The 17,782-nt window shown below is 66.8% G+C and carries 27 protein-coding genes; all 27 read left to right on the top strand.

All coding sequences use genetic code 11. From position 1 onward, the window contains the following. Positions 1–31: 31 nt before the first annotated feature. The 27 genes from fusA (at position 32) to mscL (ending at position 17,602) form a co-directional block, all read left to right on the top strand. Complete coding sequence (gene fusA / locus ABD345_RS12375; protein ID WP_344552033.1) at positions 32–2,137, top strand: elongation factor G; 2,106 nt, start codon at positions 32–34, stop codon at positions 2,135–2,137. 205 nt (positions 2,138–2,342) lie between these two features. Continuing rightward, positions 2,343–3,536, top strand: a complete 1,194-nt coding sequence (tuf, locus tag ABD345_RS12370; protein WP_030457430.1) for an elongation factor Tu — start codon at positions 2,343–2,345, stop codon at positions 3,534–3,536. 516 nt (positions 3,537–4,052) lie between these two features. Continuing rightward, positions 4,053–4,361, top strand: a complete 309-nt coding sequence (rpsJ, locus tag ABD345_RS12365; protein WP_012785157.1) for a 30S ribosomal protein S10 — start codon at positions 4,053–4,055, stop codon at positions 4,359–4,361. A 14-nt stretch (positions 4,362–4,375) separates the two neighbouring features. Then, positions 4,376–5,023: a 50S ribosomal protein L3 gene (rplC, locus tag ABD345_RS12360; protein ID WP_014136287.1), complete on the top strand. Its 648-nt coding sequence runs from the start codon at positions 4,376–4,378 to the stop codon at positions 5,021–5,023. A 5-nt stretch (positions 5,024–5,028) separates the two neighbouring features. Then, complete coding sequence (gene rplD, locus ABD345_RS12355; protein ID WP_014136286.1) at positions 5,029–5,706, top strand: 50S ribosomal protein L4; 678 nt, start codon at positions 5,029–5,031, stop codon at positions 5,704–5,706. Next, positions 5,706–6,023, top strand: a complete 318-nt coding sequence (rplW, locus tag ABD345_RS12350) for a 50S ribosomal protein L23 (protein WP_014136285.1) — start codon at positions 5,706–5,708, stop codon at positions 6,021–6,023. Before rplD ends, rplW begins: the two co-directional genes overlap by 1 nt. 45 nt (positions 6,024–6,068) lie before the next feature. After that, positions 6,069–6,905 (top strand): 50S ribosomal protein L2, encoded by an 837-nt coding sequence (gene rplB / locus ABD345_RS12345; RefSeq protein WP_344552032.1) that lies wholly within the window; start codon positions 6,069–6,071, stop codon positions 6,903–6,905. Positions 6,906–6,916: 11 nt separating this feature from the next. Then, positions 6,917–7,198 (top strand): 30S ribosomal protein S19, encoded by a 282-nt coding sequence (gene rpsS, locus ABD345_RS12340; protein ID WP_014136283.1) that lies wholly within the window; start codon positions 6,917–6,919, stop codon positions 7,196–7,198. A gap of 88 nt (positions 7,199–7,286) precedes the next feature. Further along, a complete protein-coding gene (gene rplV, locus ABD345_RS12335; protein ID WP_033250909.1) occupies positions 7,287–7,634 on the top strand; it encodes a 50S ribosomal protein L22 in 348 nt (115 codons plus the stop codon). Then, a complete protein-coding gene (gene rpsC / locus ABD345_RS12330) occupies positions 7,634–8,470 on the top strand; it encodes a 30S ribosomal protein S3 (protein WP_344552031.1) in 837 nt (278 codons plus the stop codon). Before rplV ends, rpsC begins: the two co-directional genes overlap by 1 nt. Positions 8,471–8,475: 5 nt before the next feature. Then, complete coding sequence (rplP, locus tag ABD345_RS12325; protein ID WP_030457415.1) at positions 8,476–8,895, top strand: 50S ribosomal protein L16; 420 nt, start codon at positions 8,476–8,478, stop codon at positions 8,893–8,895. Further along, a complete protein-coding gene (gene rpmC / locus ABD345_RS12320) occupies positions 8,895–9,119 on the top strand; it encodes a 50S ribosomal protein L29 (RefSeq protein WP_344552030.1) in 225 nt (74 codons plus the stop codon). Before rplP ends, rpmC begins: the two co-directional genes overlap by 1 nt. Continuing rightward, on the top strand, positions 9,119–9,391 hold the full coding sequence (gene rpsQ / locus ABD345_RS12315; protein WP_014136278.1) for a 30S ribosomal protein S17: 273 nt from the start codon (positions 9,119–9,121) through the stop codon (positions 9,389–9,391). Before rpmC ends, rpsQ begins: the two co-directional genes overlap by 1 nt. A gap of 102 nt (positions 9,392–9,493) precedes the next feature. Then, positions 9,494–9,865, top strand: coding sequence for a 50S ribosomal protein L14 (gene rplN, locus ABD345_RS12310; protein ID WP_030300391.1), 372 nt, complete (start codon positions 9,494–9,496; stop codon positions 9,863–9,865). 15 nt (positions 9,866–9,880) lie between these two features. Next, entirely contained in the window at positions 9,881–10,192 is a 312-nt protein-coding gene (gene rplX / locus ABD345_RS12305) for a 50S ribosomal protein L24 (RefSeq protein WP_030457413.1), read from the top strand. After that, entirely contained in the window at positions 10,192–10,761 is a 570-nt protein-coding gene (rplE, locus tag ABD345_RS12300; RefSeq protein ID WP_344552029.1) for a 50S ribosomal protein L5, read from the top strand. Before rplX ends, rplE begins: the two co-directional genes overlap by 1 nt. 3 nt (positions 10,762–10,764) lie before the next feature. Then, complete coding sequence (locus tag ABD345_RS12295) at positions 10,765–10,950, top strand: type Z 30S ribosomal protein S14 (RefSeq protein ID WP_344552028.1); 186 nt, start codon at positions 10,765–10,767, stop codon at positions 10,948–10,950. A gap of 267 nt (positions 10,951–11,217) precedes the next feature. Beyond that, positions 11,218–11,625, top strand: a complete 408-nt coding sequence (gene rpsH, locus ABD345_RS12290) for a 30S ribosomal protein S8 (protein ID WP_100837834.1) — start codon at positions 11,218–11,220, stop codon at positions 11,623–11,625. A gap of 22 nt (positions 11,626–11,647) precedes the next feature. Then, entirely contained in the window at positions 11,648–12,187 is a 540-nt protein-coding gene (rplF, locus tag ABD345_RS12285) for a 50S ribosomal protein L6 (RefSeq protein WP_344552027.1), read from the top strand. Positions 12,188–12,190: 3 nt separating this feature from the next. Beyond that, entirely contained in the window at positions 12,191–12,574 is a 384-nt protein-coding gene (gene rplR / locus ABD345_RS12280; protein ID WP_014136272.1) for a 50S ribosomal protein L18, read from the top strand. 48 nt (positions 12,575–12,622) lie between these two features. After that, positions 12,623–13,243, top strand: a complete 621-nt coding sequence (gene rpsE, locus ABD345_RS12275) for a 30S ribosomal protein S5 (RefSeq protein WP_030457410.1) — start codon at positions 12,623–12,625, stop codon at positions 13,241–13,243. After that, positions 13,243–13,425, top strand: a complete 183-nt coding sequence (gene rpmD, locus ABD345_RS12270; RefSeq protein WP_014136270.1) for a 50S ribosomal protein L30 — start codon at positions 13,243–13,245, stop codon at positions 13,423–13,425. The genes rpsE and rpmD overlap by 1 nt, the downstream gene beginning before the upstream one ends. 2 nt (positions 13,426–13,427) lie before the next feature. Then, positions 13,428–13,880, top strand: coding sequence for a 50S ribosomal protein L15 (rplO, locus tag ABD345_RS12265; RefSeq protein ID WP_380273573.1), 453 nt, complete (start codon positions 13,428–13,430; stop codon positions 13,878–13,880). A 260-nt stretch (positions 13,881–14,140) separates the two neighbouring features. Next, positions 14,141–15,448: a preprotein translocase subunit SecY gene (gene secY / locus ABD345_RS12260; protein ID WP_344552026.1), complete on the top strand. Its 1,308-nt coding sequence runs from the start codon at positions 14,141–14,143 to the stop codon at positions 15,446–15,448. Further along, positions 15,448–16,107 (top strand): adenylate kinase, encoded by a 660-nt coding sequence (locus ABD345_RS12255; RefSeq protein ID WP_344552025.1) that lies wholly within the window; start codon positions 15,448–15,450, stop codon positions 16,105–16,107. Before secY ends, ABD345_RS12255 begins: the two co-directional genes overlap by 1 nt. 114 nt (positions 16,108–16,221) lie before the next feature. Beyond that, on the top strand, positions 16,222–17,058 hold the full coding sequence (gene map, locus ABD345_RS12250) for a type I methionyl aminopeptidase (RefSeq protein WP_344552064.1): 837 nt from the start codon (positions 16,222–16,224) through the stop codon (positions 17,056–17,058). Between the two features lie 109 nt (positions 17,059–17,167). After that, positions 17,168–17,602: a large conductance mechanosensitive channel protein MscL gene (gene mscL / locus ABD345_RS12245; protein WP_344552024.1), complete on the top strand. Its 435-nt coding sequence runs from the start codon at positions 17,168–17,170 to the stop codon at positions 17,600–17,602. Positions 17,603–17,782 lie beyond the last annotated feature (180 nt).

The following is a 17,782-nucleotide window of genomic DNA, read 5'->3' as shown; positions in this document are numbered from 1 at the left end:
CCGTCACTAGACAGAGAGAGAACGAGCCACCATGGCTGCAACCTCCCTTGACCTCGCCAAGGTCCGCAACATCGGGATCATGGCGCACATCGACGCGGGCAAGACCACCACCACCGAGCGGATCCTGTTCTACACCGGTGTCTCGTACAAGATCGGTGAGGTCCACGACGGCGCTGCCACGATGGACTGGATGGAGCAGGAGCAGGAGCGCGGCATCACCATCACGTCGGCCGCGACGACCTGTCACTGGACCCTCGACGGCGTCGACAACACCATCAACATCATCGACACCCCGGGCCACGTCGACTTCACCGTCGAGGTGGAGCGCTCGCTGCGCGTGCTCGACGGTGGCGTGACGGTGTTCGACGGCGTCGCCGGTGTCGAGCCCCAGTCCGAGACCGTGTGGCGGCAGGCTGACCGCTACGGCGTCCCGCGCATCTGCTTCATCAACAAGCTGGACCGCACGGGCGCCAACTTCTTCTTCTGCGTGCAGACCATCGTGGACCGCCTCGGCGCCACCCCGCTGGTCATGCAGCTGCCGATCGGCGCCGAGGCCGACTTCACCGGCGTCGTCGACCTGGTGAAGATGAAGGCCCTGGTCTACTCGGCCGACGCGCCCAAGGGCGAGATGTACGACACCGTCGACATCCCGGCCGACCTCGCCGAGCAGGCCGCGGAGTACCGCGAGGCCCTGATCGACACCATCTCGAACGTCAGCGACGAGGTGATGGAGCTCGCCCTGGAGGGCGAGGACATCCCCGAGGAGCTGCTGGTCGCGGCGATCCGCAAGGGCACGCTGAACTCGGACTTCACCCCGATCTTCTGCGGCTCGGCGTTCAAGAACAAGGGCGTCCAGCCCCTGCTCGACGCGGTTGTGAAGTACCTGCCGTCGCCCCTCGACATCGAGGGCATCGAGGGCACCAAGCCGAACAACCCCGACGAGAAGATCGTCCGTCAGGCCTCGGACGACGAGCCGCTCGCCGCGCTCGCGTTCAAGATCATGTCTGACCCGCACCTGGGCAAGCTCACCTTCGTCCGCGTGTACTCCGGCCGCCTGGAGTCCGGCACCTCGGTGCTGAACTCCGTCAAGGGCAAGAAGGAGCGCATCGGCAAGATCTACCGCATGCACGCGAACAAGCGTGAGGAGATCGACTCGGTGGGCGCCGGCGACATCATCGCCGTCATGGGCCTCAAGCAGACCACCACCGGTGAGACGCTGTCCGACGAGAAGCAGCCGGTCATCCTGGAGTCCATGGACTTCCCGGCCCCGGTCATCCGCGTCGCGATCGAGCCCAAGTCCAAGGGCGACCAGGAGAAGCTGGGTGTCGCCATCCAGCGCCTGGCCGAGGAGGACCCGTCCTTCCAGGTCAACACCGACGAGGAGACCGGCCAGACGATCATCGCCGGCATGGGCGAGCTGCACCTCGAGGTGCTGGTCGACCGCATGCGCCGCGAGTTCAAGGTCGAGGCCAACGTCGGCAAGCCGCAGGTGGCGTACCGCGAGACGATCCGCAAGGCCGTCGAGCGCATCGACTACACGCACAAGAAGCAGACCGGTGGTTCCGGCCAGTTCGCGAAGATCCAGATCGCGATCGAGCCGCTGGAGTCCGGCGAGGGCTACGAGTTCGTGAACAAGGTCACCGGTGGCCGCGTTCCGAAGGAGTACATCCCCTCGGTCGACGCCGGTTGCCAGGAGGCCATGGAGTTCGGCGTGCTCGCCGGCTACCCGCTCCAGGGCGTCCGCGTCAGCCTGCTCGACGGTGCGTCGCACGACGTCGACTCGTCCGAGCTGGCGTTCAAGATCGCCGGTTCCATGGCGTTCAAGGAAGGTGCCAAGAAGGCGTCGCCGGCTCTGCTGGAGCCGATGATGGCCGTCGAGGTCACCACCCCCGAGGACTACATGGGCGACGTGATCGGCGACATCAACTCCCGCCGTGGCCAGATCCGGGCCATGGAGGAGCGTCACGGTGCCCGCGTCGTCAAGGCGCTGGTGCCGCTCTCCGAGATGTTCGGCTACGTCGGTGACCTGCGCAGCAAGACCTCTGGTCGCGCGAGCTACTCGATGCAGTTCGACTCGTACGCCGAGGTTCCGCGGAACGTGGCGGACGACATCATCGCCAAGGCCAAGGGCGAGTGACGTCCCGGTAATCGGGATGAATCAGACCCTTTAGGCTAGAAGGAGGGCACCCGGACGCTTGCCCGTCCGGGTTCCGCCCGGGAGCCCTCCGGCACCCCCACCCGCGGGACGGCAACGGGGCGCGACACCAGCGCCCCGTGCCAACAACCCGATCCAGACCAACTGACGTCGTACGGCGTACAGAACTGTCCTCAGGAGGACTGCAGTGGCGAAGGCGAAGTTCGAGCGGACGAAGCCCCACGTCAACATCGGCACCATCGGTCACATCGACCACGGTAAGACCACGCTGACCGCGGCCATCACCAAGGTGCTGCACGACGCGTACCCGGACATCAACCCCTTCACGCCGTTCGACCAGATCGACAAGGCGCCGGAGGAGCGTCAGCGCGGTATCACCATCTCCATCGCGCACGTCGAGTACCAGACCGAGGCGCGTCACTACGCCCACGTCGACTGCCCGGGTCACGCGGACTACATCAAGAACATGATCACCGGTGCGGCCCAGATGGACGGTGCGATCCTCGTCGTCGCCGCCACCGACGGCCCGATGCCGCAGACCAAGGAGCACGTCCTCCTGGCCCGCCAGGTCGGCGTCCCCTACATCGTCGTCGCCCTGAACAAGGCCGACATGGTGGACGACGAGGAGATCCTGGAGCTCGTCGAGCTCGAGGTCCGCGAGCTCCTCTCCGAGTACGAGTTCCCGGGCGACGACCTGCCGGTCGTCCGCGTCTCGGCGCTGAAGGCGCTCGAGGGCGACAAGGAGTGGGGCGAGAAGCTCCTCGGCCTGATGCACGCGGTCGACGAGGCCATCCCGACCCCGGCCCGCCTCACCGACCAGCCGTTCCTGATGCCGATCGAGGACGTCTTCACGATCACCGGTCGTGGCACCGTCGTCACCGGCCGCATCGAGCGCGGCATCCTCAAGGTCAACGAGACCGTCGACATCATCGGCATCAAGACCACCAAGACCACCACCACGGTCACCGGTATCGAGATGTTCCGCAAGCTGCTCGACGAGGGCCAGGCCGGCGAGAACGTCGGTCTGCTGCTCCGCGGCATCAAGCGCGAGGACGTCGAGCGCGGCCAGGTCATCATCAAGCCGGGTTCGGTCACGCCGCACACCGACTTCGAGGCCCAGGCCTACATCCTGTCGAAGGACGAGGGTGGCCGTCACACCCCCTTCTTCAACAACTACCGCCCGCAGTTCTACTTCCGCACCACCGACGTGACCGGCGTCGTGACCCTCCCCGAGGGCACCGAGATGGTCATGCCGGGCGACAACACCGCCATGACCGTCGCGCTGATCCAGCCCGTCGCCATGGAGGAGGGCCTGAAGTTCGCCATCCGTGAGGGTGGCCGCACCGTCGGCGCCGGCCAGGTCACCAAGATCGTCAAGTAATTGCCGATCTGACCCCTGGTCAACTCCAGGGCCCGGCCCACTCCTTCGCGGGAGTGGGCCGGGCCCTCGGTGTTTTTCCGCCGCCAACGGGTTTGCCGACCGCGCGACGGGTGTGACGTGCACCCCTGCGGGTGAACCCGATTGGCGTATCGCCCTCGTCCTGTGGCAAGATGTCTGAGTTGCTCGGTTGAGTACCGATGCTGCGCGCCTCCCGCCGGGAGGACTGGAAGCGAGTCCCACGTACTCGTCGTTCCCGTGAATGGCCGTTCATGCTCCCACGTGCTGTGTGTGGGTGCAGTGGTGTGTAAGCGACACCGCGGCAGCTGCGGGGCGAAAGTACGGGAATCTTCCGGGAAGCGTGTGCGGGGTACCGGCCCGGCTCCACCTCCCCCAGCAGTTCGAAACCGACGAGATCGTTTCGCCGGTTTTTTGCAAGCGCGAGTGCGACACGCCCGAGCGCGGGGGTCGGAGGAGAGTCGTGCAGCGACGTACGACACAAAGGACTACGAAGTAGCCATGGCGGGACAGAAGATCCGCATCCGGCTCAAGGCCTACGACCACGAGGTCATCGACTCCTCGGCGAAGAAGATCGTCGAGACGGTGATCAGGACTGGTGCGCAGGTCGCGGGCCCGGTGCCGCTGCCCACTGAGAAGAACGTTTACTGCGTCATCCGCTCGCCGCACAAGTACAAGGACTCGCGCGAGCACTTCGAGATGCGCACTCACAAGCGTCTGATCGACATCCTCGACCCCACGCCGAAGACGGTTGACTCGCTGATGCGTCTCGACCTGCCGGCGGGCGTCGACATCGAGATCAAGCTCTGAGAGGCGCACCGAAGATGGCTAAGCAGATTAAGGGCATCCTGGGCGAGAAGCTCGGCATGACCCAGGTCTGGGACGAGAACAACCGGGTCGTCCCGGTGACCGTCGTCAAGGCTGGGCCCAATGTCGTGACCCAGGTCCACACCGCCGACAGCCCGGCCGGCTACGACGCCGTCCAGATCGGCTTCGGCGAGATCGACCCCCGCAAGGTGAACAAGCCCCTCCAGGGCCACTTCGCCAAGGCCGGTGTCACCCCCCGCCGCCACCTGGTCGAGCTCCGTACCGCGGACGCGTCCGAGTACACCCTGGGCCAGGAGATCACCGCCGAGCTGTTCGAGGCGGGTGTCAAGGTCGACGTGACCGGCACCTCCAAGGGCAAGGGCTTCGCCGGTGTCATGAAGCGTCACAACTTCAAGGGCCTCGGCGCCGGTCACGGCACCCAGCGCAAGCACCGTTCGCCCGGCTCCATCGGTGGCTGCGCCACCCCGGGTCGCGTGTTCAAGGGCATGCGCATGGCGGGTCGGATGGGCCACGAGCGCGTGACCACCCAGAACCTGACCGTGCACGCGGTCGACGCGGAGAAGGGTCTGCTGCTCATCAAGGGCGCGATCCCGGGTCCGAACGGCGGCCTCGTCCTCGTCCGCACCGCGGCGAAGGGGCTGTGAAGGATATGAGCACCATTGACATCCTGTCGCCGGCCGGCGACAAGGCCGGCAGCCTGGAGCTGCCCGCCGAGATCTTCGACGCCAAGGTCAGCGTTCCGCTGATGCACCAGGTCGTCGTGGCGCAGCTCGCCGCGGCTCGCCAGGGCACCCACAAGGTCAAGCGTCGTGGCGAGGTCCGCGGTGGCGGCAAGAAGCCGTACCGCCAGAAGGGCACCGGTCGCGCCCGCCAGGGCTCGACCCGCGCCCCGCAGTTCGCCGGTGGTGGCGTCGTGCACGGTCCCGTGCCGCGCGACTACTCGCAGCGGACCCCGAAGAAGATGATCGCCGCCGCCCTGCGCAGCGCGCTCACCGACCGGGCTCGTCACGAGCGCATCCACGTCGTCACCGGCGTGACCGCGACCGAGGCTCCGTCGACCAAGGCCGCCAAGGTCCTGTTCGGCAAGATCTCCGAGCGCAAGAACCTCCTCCTGGTGGTCGAGCGCGAGGACGAGCTGGGCATCCTGTCCGCTCGCAACCTGCCGAACGTGCACATCCTGGACGCCGGCCAGCTGAACACCTACGACGTGCTCGTCTCCGACGATGTGGTCTTCACCCAGGCCGCCTTCGAGCGTTTCGTGGCCGGTCCGGCCGCGTCCGCCAAGGCCGTTGCTGCTGAGGGCGAGCTCGAAGGGACTGCCGCCTGATGAGCGAGATCACCTCCAAGACGTTCACGGACCCTCGTGACGTCCTGATCAAGCCGGTCATCTCGGAGAAGAGCTACTCGCTCCTCGACGAGAACAAGTACACGTTCGTCGTGTCCCCCGGTGCCAACAAGACCCAGATCAAGCAGGCCGTCGAGGCGGTCTTCTCGGTCAAGGTCGAGGCCGTGAACACGCTGAACCGTCAGGGCAAGCGCAAGCGCTCCAAGACGGGCTTCGGCAAGCGCAAGGACACCAAGCGCGCGATCGTGACGCTGGCCGAGGGCAACCGCATCGACATCTTCGGTGGTCCGGTCGCCTGACCCTCGGGTCAGGGACTGCGATCGTCGTAAAGGACGAGGACAGAAATGGGTATCCGCAAGTACAAGCCGACTACGCCGGGCCGCCGCGGCTCCAGCGTGGCCGACTTCGTCGAAATCACGCGGTCCACGCCGGAGAAGTCGCTGGTTCGCCCGCTGCACAGCAAGGGCGGCCGTAACAACGCCGGTCGTATCACCGCTCGCCACCAGGGTGGCGGTCACAAGCGTGCCTACCGCGTGATCGACTTCCGTCGCCACGACAAGGACGGCGTGCCGGCCAAGGTCGCTCACATCGAGTACGACCCGAACCGCACCGCGCGCATCGCGCTCCTGCACTACGCGGACGGCGAGAAGCGCTACATCATCGCCCCCCGCGGCATCGCGCAGGGTGACCGGGTCGAGAACGGCGCTGGCGCCGACATCAAGCCCGGCAACAACCTGCCGCTCCGCAACATCCCGGTCGGTACCACCATCCACGCGGTGGAGCTCCGTCCCGGCGGTGGCGCCAAGCTGGCCCGTTCCGCGGGCTCCGGCATTCAGCTGCTCGCCCGTGAGGGTCGCATGGCGCACCTGCGCATGCCCTCCGGTGAGATCCGCCTGGTGGACGCGCGCTGCCGCGCGACCGTCGGCGAGGTCGGCAACGCCGAGCAGTCGAACATCAACTGGGGCAAGGCCGGCCGTATGCGCTGGAAGGGCGTCCGCCCGACCGTGCGTGGTGTGGCCATGAACCCGATCGACCACCCGCACGGTGGTGGTGAGGGTAAGACCTCCGGTGGTCGCCACCCGGTCTCGCCGTGGGGCAAGCCCGAGGGCCGGACCCGTCGCCCGAACAAGGCGTCGGACTCCCTCATCGTGCGCCGCCGCAAGACCAACAAGAAGCGCTAGGAGCAGGTCAGATGCCGCGCAGTCTCAAGAAGGGCCCCTTCATCGACGACCACCTTCAGAAGAAGGTGGACGTGCAGAACGAGGCGGGCACGCAGAACGTCATCAAGACCTGGTCCCGTCGTTCCGTGATCTCCCCGGCCATGCTCGGCCACACGATCGCGGTTCACGATGGCCGCAAGCACGTCCCGGTGTTCGTCACCGAGTCGATGGTCGGCCACAAGCTCGGCGAGTTCGCTCCCACGCGCACCTTCAAGGGGCACGTGAAGGAAGACCGCAAGTCGAAGCGTCGCTAAGTCTTCGATTCCGGAGGCTTCGCCTAGGGGCTTCCGCGAGCTGTAGCGCCAGAACGACAAAGTGACTTACTCCATTAAGGGGACAACCATGGAAGCCAGGGCCCAGGCGCGGTACATCCGCGTCACGCCCATGAAGGCCCGCCGCGTGGTGGACCTCATCCGTGGCCTGCCGGCCACGGAGGCCCAGGCGGTCCTGCGTTTCGCTCCGCAGGCTGCCACTGTGCCGGTCGGCAAGGTGCTGAACAGCGCCATCGCCAACGCCTCGCACAACTACAACCACTCCAACGTGGACGACCTCTACATCTCCGAGGCGTACGTTGACGAGGGTCCGACCCTGAAGCGGTTCCGTCCGCGCGCCCAGGGCCGTGCCTACCGGATCCGCAAGCGGACCAGCCACATCACCGTGGTCGTCAGCAGCAAGGAAGGGACCCGGTAATGGGCCAGAAGGTTAACCCGCACGGGTTCCGCCTCGGCATCAGCACGGACTTCAAGTCCCGCTGGTACGCCGACAAGCTGTACAAGGACTACGTCAAGGAAGACGTCGCCATCCGGCGTCTCATGACGAAGGGCATGGAGCGCGCCGGCATCTCGAAGGTGGAGATCGAGCGCACCCGTGACCGCGTCCGCGTGGACATCCACACCGCCCGTCCGGGCATCGTGATCGGCCGCCGCGGCGCGGAGGCCGACAAGATCCGGGGCAACCTGGAGAAGCTGACCGGCAAGCAGGTCCAGCTGAACATCCTCGAGGTCAAGAACCCCGAGCTGGACGCCCAGCTCGTGGCTCAGGGCGTCGCGGAGCAGCTGTCCTCCCGCGTCTCCTTCCGTCGCGCCATGCGCAAGAGCATGCAGTCGACCATGAAGGCCGGCGCCAAGGGCATCAAGGTCCAGTGCTCCGGTCGTCTCGGCGGCGCCGAGATGAGCCGTTCGGAGTTCTACCGCGAGGGCCGTGTGCCGCTGCACACCCTGCGCGCGAACGTCGACTACGGCTTCTTCGAGGCCAAGACCACCTTCGGCCGCATCGGCGTGAAGGTCTGGATCTACAAGGGCGACGTCAAGAACATCGCCGAGGTCCGCGCTGAGAACGCCGCCGCCCGCTCCGGCAACCGCCCGGCCCGTCCCGAGGGCGGTCGTCCCGCCCGCGGTGGCGAGCGCGGTGGCCGTGGTGGCGAGCGCGGTGGCCGCGGCCGTCGTCCCGCCGCTGCCGAGGCCCCCGCGGCCCAGGCCGCGGTGGAGGCTCCGGCTGCCGCCGAGAACACCGGAACGGAGGCCTGACCGCAATGCTGATCCCCCGTCGGGTCAAGCACCGCAAGCAGCACCACCCGAAGCGCCGCGGCGCGGCCAAGGGTGGCACCGAGCTGGCGTTCGGCCAGTTCGGCATCCAGGCCGTGACCCCGGCCTACGTGACGAACCGTCAGATCGAGTCCGCTCGTATCGCGATCACCCGTCACATCCGTCGTGGCGGCAAGGTCTGGATCAACATCTACCCGGACCGCCCGCTCACCAAGAAGCCGGCCGAGACCCGCATGGGTTCCGGTAAGGGTTCGCCGGAGTGGTGGATCGCGAACGTGCACCCGGGTCGGGTCATGTTCGAACTGTCGTACCCGAACGAGAAGATTGCTCGCGAGGCGCTCACCCGTGCCGCGCACAAGCTTCCGATGAAGTGCCGGATCGTTCGGCGCGAGGACGGTGAGAGCTGATGTCGGCCGCTACCAAGGCTGCTGAGCTTCGCGAACTGGACAACGAGGGTCTCGTTGCCAAGCTCCGTGAGGCCAAGGAGGAGCTGTTCAACCTCCGCTTCCAGGCGGCGACCGGGCAGCTCGACAACCACGGACGGCTCCGGCTGGTCCGTAAGGACATCGCGCGGATCTACACCCTGATGCGCGAGCGCGAGCTGGGCATCGAGACGGTGGAGAGCGCCTGATGACTGAGAACACCAACGAGACGCGCGGTTTCCGCAAGACCCGTGAGGGTCTCGTCGTCAGCGACAAGATGGACAAGACCGTCGTCGTCGCCGTCGAGGACCGCGTCAAGCACGCGCTGTACGGCAAGGTCATCCGCCGTACCAACAAGCTGAAGGCGCACGACGAGCAGAACGCGTGCGGTGTCGGCGACCGTGTCCTCCTGATGGAGACCCGGCCGCTGTCCGCGACGAAGCGCTGGCGCGTCGTCGAGATCCTCGAGAAGGCCAAGTAACAAGGTTGTTCGCGGTACGGCCGTATGTGCACCAGGCCCCCAGGGGCGCGGGTGTGAGCAGCGGCCGGCCCGTCAACACTTGTTGACGATCAGGAGAAAGCTGTGATCCAGCAGGAGTCGCGACTGCGCGTCGCCGACAACACGGGTGCCAAGGAGATTCTCTGCATCCGCGTTCTCGGTGGCTCCGGTCGCCGCTACGCCGGTATCGGGGACGTCATCGTCGCCACCGTCAAGGACGCGATCCCCGGCGGTTCGGTGAAGAAGGGCGACGTCGTCAAGTGCGTCGTCGTTCGCACCGTCAAGGAGCGCCGTCGTCCGGACGGTTCGTACATCCGCTTCGACGAGAACGCCGCCGTCGTTCTCAAGAACACCGATGGCGACCCCCGCGGTACCCGCATCTTCGGCCCGGTGGGCCGCGAGCTGCGCGACAAGAAGTTCATGAAGATCATCTCGCTGGCGCCGGAGGTGCTCTAACCCATGGCGAACAGCATGAAGATCAAGAAGGGTGACCTGGTCCAGGTCATCACCGGCAAGGACAAGGGCAAGCAGGGCAAGGTCATCCAGGCCATCCCCGCTGACAACAAGGTCCTGGTCGAGGGTGTCAACCGGGTCAAGAAGCACACCAAGCCGGGCCCCGGCACTCAGGGTGGCATCGTGACCGTCGAGGCCCCGGTGCACGTCTCCAACGTCCAGCTGGTCGTGGAGAAGGACGGCAAGAAGGTCGTCACCCGCGTCGGCTACCGCTTTGACGACCAGGGCAACAAGATCCGCGTTGCCAAGCGGACCGGTGAGGACATCTGATGTCTGAGACGACTGTTGAGAAGGTGACCCCCCGCCTCAAGGAGAAGTACCTCTCCGAGGTCAAGGGTCAGCTGCACGAGCAGTTCTCGTACGAGAACGTCATGCTGATCCCCGGCCTGGTCAAGGTCGTGGTCAACATGGGTGTCGGCGAGGCCGCCCGTGACAGCAAGCTGATCGAGGGTGCCATCAAGGACCTGACCGCGATCACCGGTCAGAAGCCGGCCGTCACCAAGGCCCGCAAGTCCATCGCGCAGTTCAAGCTGCGCGAGGGCCAGCCGATCGGCTGCCACGTCACCCTCCGCGGTGACCGCATGTGGGAGTTCACGGACCGTCTGGTGTCGCTGGCGCTGCCGCGTATCCGTGACTTCCGCGGCCTCTCGCCCAAGCAGTTCGACGGCCGTGGCAACTACACCTTCGGTCTGACCGAGCAGGTCATGTTCCACGAGATCGACCAGGACAAGGTCGACCGTCAGCGCGGTATGGACATCACCGTCGTGACCACCGCTCAGACCGACGATGAGGGCCGGGCGCTGCTGCGCGCTCTGGGCTTCCCGTTCAAGGAGGCGTGAGCCATGGCGAAGACTGCCCTGATTGCCAAGTCCCAGCGCAAGCCGAAGTTCGGCGTCCGGGCGTACACCCGGTGCCAGCGCTGCGGCCGTCCGCACTCGGTGTACCGCAAGTTCGGCCTGTGCCGTGTGTGCCTCCGTGAGATGGCGCACCGCGGCGAGCTGCCGGGCGTGACCAAGAGCTCCTGGTAATCCCTTACCAGCTGTTCTGACATCAGCGAGCAGCGTGCCCGACCTCGACGCTTTTGGGTTCCCGGAAGGGATCCCGTAAGGTGTTGGGGTCGGGCCCCTGCTGCGGCGTCCCCTTCGGGCGAGCCGCGGCCCTCTCGTGAGGGTCCGCGAACATTCAGTCTTACTACGTCGTAGGTCCCCTGCGCTTGTGCCCCTTTCGCACTCCACCGAGTGCGCGGAGGGGGACCTGGTGCGGAGAAACCACGGCGGGAGAGGCCTGAGGCCACCATGACCATGACCGACCCCATCGCAGACATGCTCACGCGTCTGCGTAACGCGAACTCGGCGTACCACGACTCCGTGGCGATGCCGGCCAGCAAGATCAAGGCGCACGTCGCCGAGATCCTGCAGCAGGAGGGGTACATCTCCTCCTACAAGGTTGAGGAGCCCGCTGAGAACGAGGTTGGCAAGAAGCTGACCATCGAGCTCAAGTTCGGCCCCAACCGCGAGCGTTCCATCGCCGGCATCAAGCGCATCAGCAAGCCGGGTCTGCGTGTGTACGCAAAGTCCACCAACCTGCCGAAGGTTCTCGGCGGCCTGGGCGTGGCGATCATCTCCACGTCCTCCGGCCTCCTGACCGACAAGCAGGCCGCCAAGAAGGGCGTAGGCGGAGAAGTTCTCGCCTACGTCTGGTAATTCGGGAAACGGAGGTACAGCAATGTCGCGCATTGGACGGCTGCCCATCCAGGTTCCCGCTGGTGTGGACGTCACCATCGACGGCCAGACGGTCTCGGTGAAGGGCCCCAAGGGCACCCTCACCCACGTCGTCGCCGCGCCGATCGAGATCGGCAAGGGCGAGGACGGCACTCTGGTCGTCACCCGCCCGAACGACGAGCGTCAGTCGAAGGCCCTGCACGGCCTGTCGCGCACGCTGGTGGCGAACATGATCACCGGCGTGACCGCGGGCTACCGCAAGTCGCTGGAGATCAGCGGCGTCGGCTACCGAGTCACGGCGAAGGGCTCCGACATGGAGTTCGCGCTGGGCTACAGCCACCCGATCCTGGTCACCGCGCCGGAGGGGATCTCCTTCGTCGTCGAGACGCCCACCAAGTTCCACGTGGACGGCACCGACAAGCAGAAGGTCGGCGAGATCGCCGCCAAGATCCGCAAGCTGCGCAAGCCCGACCCGTACAAGGCCAAGGGCGTCAAGTACGCGGGCGAGGTCATCCGCCGCAAGGTCGGAAAGAGTGGTAAGTAAGCGATGAGCGTCTCTGTCAAGATCGGCAAGGGCAACGCCTACAAGAACGCCGCCCGCAAGCGCCGTGCCATTCGCGTTCGCAAGCGCGTCGTCGGCACCGAGGTGCGTCCGCGCCTCGTCGTGACGCGTTCGAACCGCCACATGGTCGCCCAGGTCATCGACGACGCCAAGGGTCACACCCTGGCGTCGGCGTCCACCCTCGACGTGTCCATCAAGGGCACCGAGGGCGACAAGACCGAGCTGGCCAAGAAGGTCGGAAGCCTGGTCGCCGAGCGCGCCAAGGCCGCCGGCGTCGAGTCGGTCGTCTTCGACCGCGCGGGCAACCGGTACGCCGGCCGCATCGCCGCCCTGGCGGACGCGGCCCGCGAGTCCGGGCTCGACTTCTAAGCCGCTCGTCGACTCTGTCGGCGGACGTAAACGAGAGAGGTAATTCCAATGGCTGGACCCCAGCGCCGCGGTAGCGGCGCCGGCGGCGGCACCGGTGGCGAGCGGCGCGACCGTAAGCGGGACGAGCGGGGCGGCGCCCCGGTCGCCGAGAAGACCGCTTACGTCGAGCGCGTCGTCGCGATCAACCGTGTCGCCAAGGTTGTCAAGGGTGGTCGTCGCTTCAGCTTCACCGCGCTGGTCGTGGTGGGCGACGGTGACGGCACCGTGGGTGTCGGTTACGGCAAGGCGAAGGAGGTTCCGGCCGCCATCGCCAAGGGCGTTGAGGAGGCCAAGAAGAACTTCTTCAAGGTCCCCCGTATCCAGGGCACCATCCCGCACCCCATCCAGGGCGAGAAGGCCGCCGGCGTCGTGCTGCTGAAGCCGGCGTCCCCCGGTACCGGTGTTATCGCCGGTGGCCCGGTGCGTGCCGTCCTGGAGTGCGCCGGCGTTCACGACATCCTGTCGAAGTCGCTCGGCTCGGACAACGCGATCAACATCGTGCACGCCACCGTGGCCGCTCTGAAGGGCCTCGTGCGCCCCGAGGAGATCGCCGCCCGTCGTGGCCTGCCCCTGGAGGACGTGGCCCCGGCCGCGCTGCTCCGGGCCCGTGCGGCTGGGGTGAGCGCCTGATGGCTCGCCTGAAGGTCACTCAGACCAAGTCGTACATCGGTAGCAAGCAGAACCACCGTGACACCCTCCGTTCGCTCGGCCTGAAGCGGCTGAACGACACCGTGGTGAAGGAGGACCGCCCGGAGATCCGCGGCATGGTCCACACCGTTCGCCACCTCGTCACGGTCGAGGAGGTGGACTGATCATGTCGGACTCGCCGATCAAGCTCCACAACCTGAAGCCCGCCCCGGGCGCCAAGAAGGACAAGATCCGTGTTGGTCGCGGTGAGGGCTCCAAGGGCAAGACTGCAGGTCGTGGTACCAAGGGCACCAAGGCCCGCTACCAGGTTCCGCAGCGCTTCGAGGGTGGCCAGATGCCCCTCCACATGCGCCTGCCGAAGCTGAAGGGCTTCAAGAACCCGGCCCACAAGCAGTTCCAGGTCGTGAACCTGGACCGCCTGGCCGAGCTCTACCCGAACGGTGGCGAGGTCACCGTGGCCGACCTGATCGCGAAGGGCGCCGTTCGCAAGAACGAGCTCGTCAAGGTCCTCGGCCAGGGCGACATCGCGGTGGCGCTGCAGGTGACGGTCGACGCCGTCTCCGGCCCCGCCGCCGAGAAGATCACCGCGGCCGGCGGTTCGGTCACCGAACTGCTCTGACGCCGTCGATCTGACGCACGGACAGACACCGGGCCCCGGCCCCCTCTTGCGAAAGGGGGGCCGGGGCCCGGTGCCGTTGACACCCCTTGCACACGCTCGATTTGTGTGTCAAACCCGGGCAAGCCGTACCCCGTGAGTGGGGGAGCGGCCGCACACGCTTCTTTCCGGGACCCGGGCACTGTTAGAGTCCGTGAAGTTCCCTTTCCCCACATCAGGACCGACCCTTCCGCCGACGACGCGCGGGAGGCGCAGGAGGCACCGTGCTCAGTGCGTTCGCGCGGGCGTTCCAGACGCCCGACCTGCGCAAGAAGCTGCTGTTCACGCTGGGCATCATGGTGCTGTTCCGGCTGGGCGCCCACATTCCGATGCCCGGAATCAACTTCCAGGCCGTTCACGAGTGCGTGAAGGGCCAGAACGAAGGACTGTTCGGGCTGGTCAACCTGTTCAGCGGCAACGCGCTGCTGCAACTGACCATCTTCGCGCTCGGCATCATGCCGTACATCACGGCCAGCATCATCCTGCAGCTGCTCACCGTGGTCATCCCGCGGCTGGAGGCCCTGAAGAAGGAGGGGCAGGCCGGCACCGCGAAGATCACGCAGTACACCCGCTACCTGACCATCGCCCTCGCGGTGCTGCAGGGCACCGGCATCCTGGCGACCGCGTCCAGCGGCGCGCTGTTCTCGGGTTGCGCCCAGGCCAACGACATCGTGCCGAACCAGTCGGTCTTCCGGATCGCCACCATGGTCATCATCATGACCGCGGGCACCACCGTGATCATGTGGCTGGGCGAGCTGATCACCGACCGCGGCATCGGCAACGGCATGTCCATCCTGATCTTCACCTCCATCGCAGCCGGCTTCCCGGGCTCGATGTGGGCGATCAAGACCACCGGCACCCTGCTGGGCGGCTGGGGCGAGTTCGCCTCCGTCATCGCGGTCGGCATCATCGTGGTCTGCCTGGTCATCTTCGTCGAGCAGGCCCAGCGCCGGATCCCGGTGCAGTACGCGAAGCGCATGGTGGGCCGCCGTTCCTTCGGCGGCACCTCGACCTACATCCCGCTGAAGGTCAACCAGGCGGGCGTGATCCCGGTCATCTTCGCCTCCTCGCTGCTGTACATCCCCGCGCTGGTGGTGCAGTTGACCAACTCCCAGGCCGACTGGGCGATCTGGATCAAGAACCACTTCGTCAAGGGCGACCACCCGGTCTACATGGCGACCTACTTCATCCTGATCGTCTTCTTCGCCTTCTTCTACGTCGCGATCTCCTTCAACCCCGAAGAAGTTGCCGACAACATGAAGAAGTATGGTGGGTTCATCCCGGGCATCCGGGCCGGCCGGCCGACGGCCGAGTACCTGAACTACGTGCTCACCCGCATCACGTGGCCGGGTTCCCTCTACCTGGGCCTCATCGCGTTGATCCCGATGGTCGCCCTGGTCGCCTTCGGACAGCAGACCAACTTCCCGTTCGGCGGCACCTCCGTGCTCATCGTCGTCGGCGTCGGACTCGAAACTGTTAAGCAGATCGAGAGCCAACTCCAGCAGCGCAATTACGAAGGGTTCCTCCGCTGATGCGAATCGTCCTCGTCGGACCCCCCGGGGCCGGGAAGGGTACTCAGGCGCACGTTCTGGCCAAGACCCTGTCCATTCCCCACATCTCCACCGGTGACCTGTTCCGCGCCAACATCAGCCAGGGCACCCCGCTGGGTGTCGAGGCGAAGTCCTACATGGACGCCGGGCGCCTCGTGCCCGACGAGGTCACCATCGGGATGGCCAAGGACCGCATGCTCCAGCCGGACGCCGCGGGCGGCTTCCTGCTGGACGGCTTCCCGCGCAACCTGGGCCAGGCCGAGGCGCTGGACGCCTTCCTGGCCGAGCAGGGCATCGCGCTGGACGGCGTGCTGGACCTTGAGGTCTCCGAGGACGAGGTCGTCAAGCGGATCGCCGGTCGCCGGCTGTGCCGCAACGACGGCGCCCACGTGTTCCACGTGGTGTACAACCCGCCGAAGGTCGAGGGCGTCTGCGACGAGTGCGGCGGCGAGCTGTACCAGCGCTCGGACGACACCGAGGAAGCCGTTCGGGTCCGGCTGGAGGAGTACCACTCCAAGACCGAGCCGATCATCGGCTACTACCAGGAGCAGGGCCTGCTGGTCACCATCCCCGCCCTCGGCAAGGTGGACGAGGTGACCGAGCGCGCGGTCGCCGCCCTGGAGCAGAAGAAGAACGCCTGACACCACGGGACGTCGTGAGACGGCCGGGTCGCCCCGAAGCGGGCGACCCGGCCGTCTCGTGCGTCGTACGGTGGAGGGCAGTCCGAGATTCAGAACGTGGAAGGCGTTGACCAGATGGTGGAGATCAAGACCCCCGAGCAGATCGCCAAGATGCGGGCGGCCGGGCTGGTCGTCGCCGAGGCGCTGAAGGCCGCCCGCGAGGCGGTCGCCCCGGGGGTGACCACCGGGGAGCTGAACGACGTCGCGGACGCGGTCATCGCCAAGCACGGCGCCACCTCGAACTTCCGTGCCGACCACGGCGGCCTGTGGTTCCCGGGCGTGATCTGCGCCTCGGTCAACGAGGAGGTCGTGCACGGCATCCCCGGCGAGCGGGTGCTGAAGGCCGGCGACCTGATCTCGATCGACTGCGGCGCGATCCTGGACGGCTGGCACGGCGACGCGGCGATCACCGTCGCGGTCGGCGAGACCGCCGCCGAGAACGTGATGCTGTCGAAGGTCACCGAGGGCTCGATGTGGGCCGGCATCGCCCAGATGAAGAAGGGCAACCGGCTGGTCGACGTCTCCCGGGCGATCGAGGGCTTCATCCGCCGCCAGCCGCTGCCGCCGAAGGGCAAGTGGGGCATCACCGAGGGCTACGGCGGCCACGGCATCGGCACCGCGATGCACATGGAGCCGCACGTGCTGAACTACGTGGCCGGCCGCGGCAAGGGCATGAAGCTGGTCCCGGGCACCGTGCTGGCGATCGAGCCGATGGTCTCGCTCGGCACCCCGCACACCGAGGTGCTGGCGGACGACTGGACGGTCGTCACCACCGACGGGACGTGGGCCTCGCACTGGGAGCACTCGGTGGCCGTCACCGAGCAGGGCCCGCTGGTGCTGACCGCCTTCGACGGCGGCCGGGCCGAGCTGGCCAAGCTGGGCGTCACCGCGGCGCCGGACCCGCTGGGCTGACCCGGCCGGAGTGAGTCCCTTCTCTCAGCGGAGCCCGGGGGTTTTGGACCTCCGGGCTCCTTGTCCTATTTTCATCAGCTGACACCTGCAGCTACCCAGGGGAGAGACAGTGCTCAAGGGCTTCCGCGACTTCATGATGCGCGGCAACGTGATCGACATGGCCGTCGGTGTGGTCATCGGTGCCGCCTTCACCGGCGTGGTGACCGGCTTCGTCACCGCCTTCCTCACCCCGGTGGTCGGCGTGGTGGTCGGCGCGGCGGGCGACTTCAGCGCCTACACCTTCTCGGTGGCCGGCGTGCACTTCCCGTACGGGCAGTTCCTGAACGTGCTGATCGCGTTCGTGCTGACCGCCGCGGTGCTGTACTTCTGCGTGGTGCTGCCGGTCTCCAAGGCCACCGCCCGGTACCTGCCGAAGAAGCCCTCGGTGCCCAAGCGCCCCTGCCCGGAGTGCCTGACCGACATCCCCGAGGCCGCCCGCCGCTGCGCGGCGTGCACCGCCGTGGTGCAGCCGGTCGTCCCGGTGCAGGTCGCCGCGAAGTACTGAGCCGCGGCACCGCGACGAGCTGATTTCGCTCCGGTGCGGTGCTTGGTTTACGATGGTGCGTCGGCTCTCTCGTAGCGTGTTCCCGCACGCCCTCCGCCCAGGGGATCCCCCGGGTCGAGGTGAAGCCTGGTTCGCACGAGCGTTCCGCATACGGTAGCCGGACCCGAAGGGTGGATCTCG

Origin of the sequence: Kitasatospora saccharophila, from assembly GCF_039529925.1 — a bacterium.
GTDB classification, from domain to species: Bacteria; Actinomycetota; Actinomycetes; order Streptomycetales; family Streptomycetaceae; genus Kitasatospora; species Kitasatospora saccharophila.
The sequence above is the reverse complement of the archived record's forward strand: the minus strand, read 5'-3'. Positions and strand labels throughout refer to the sequence as shown.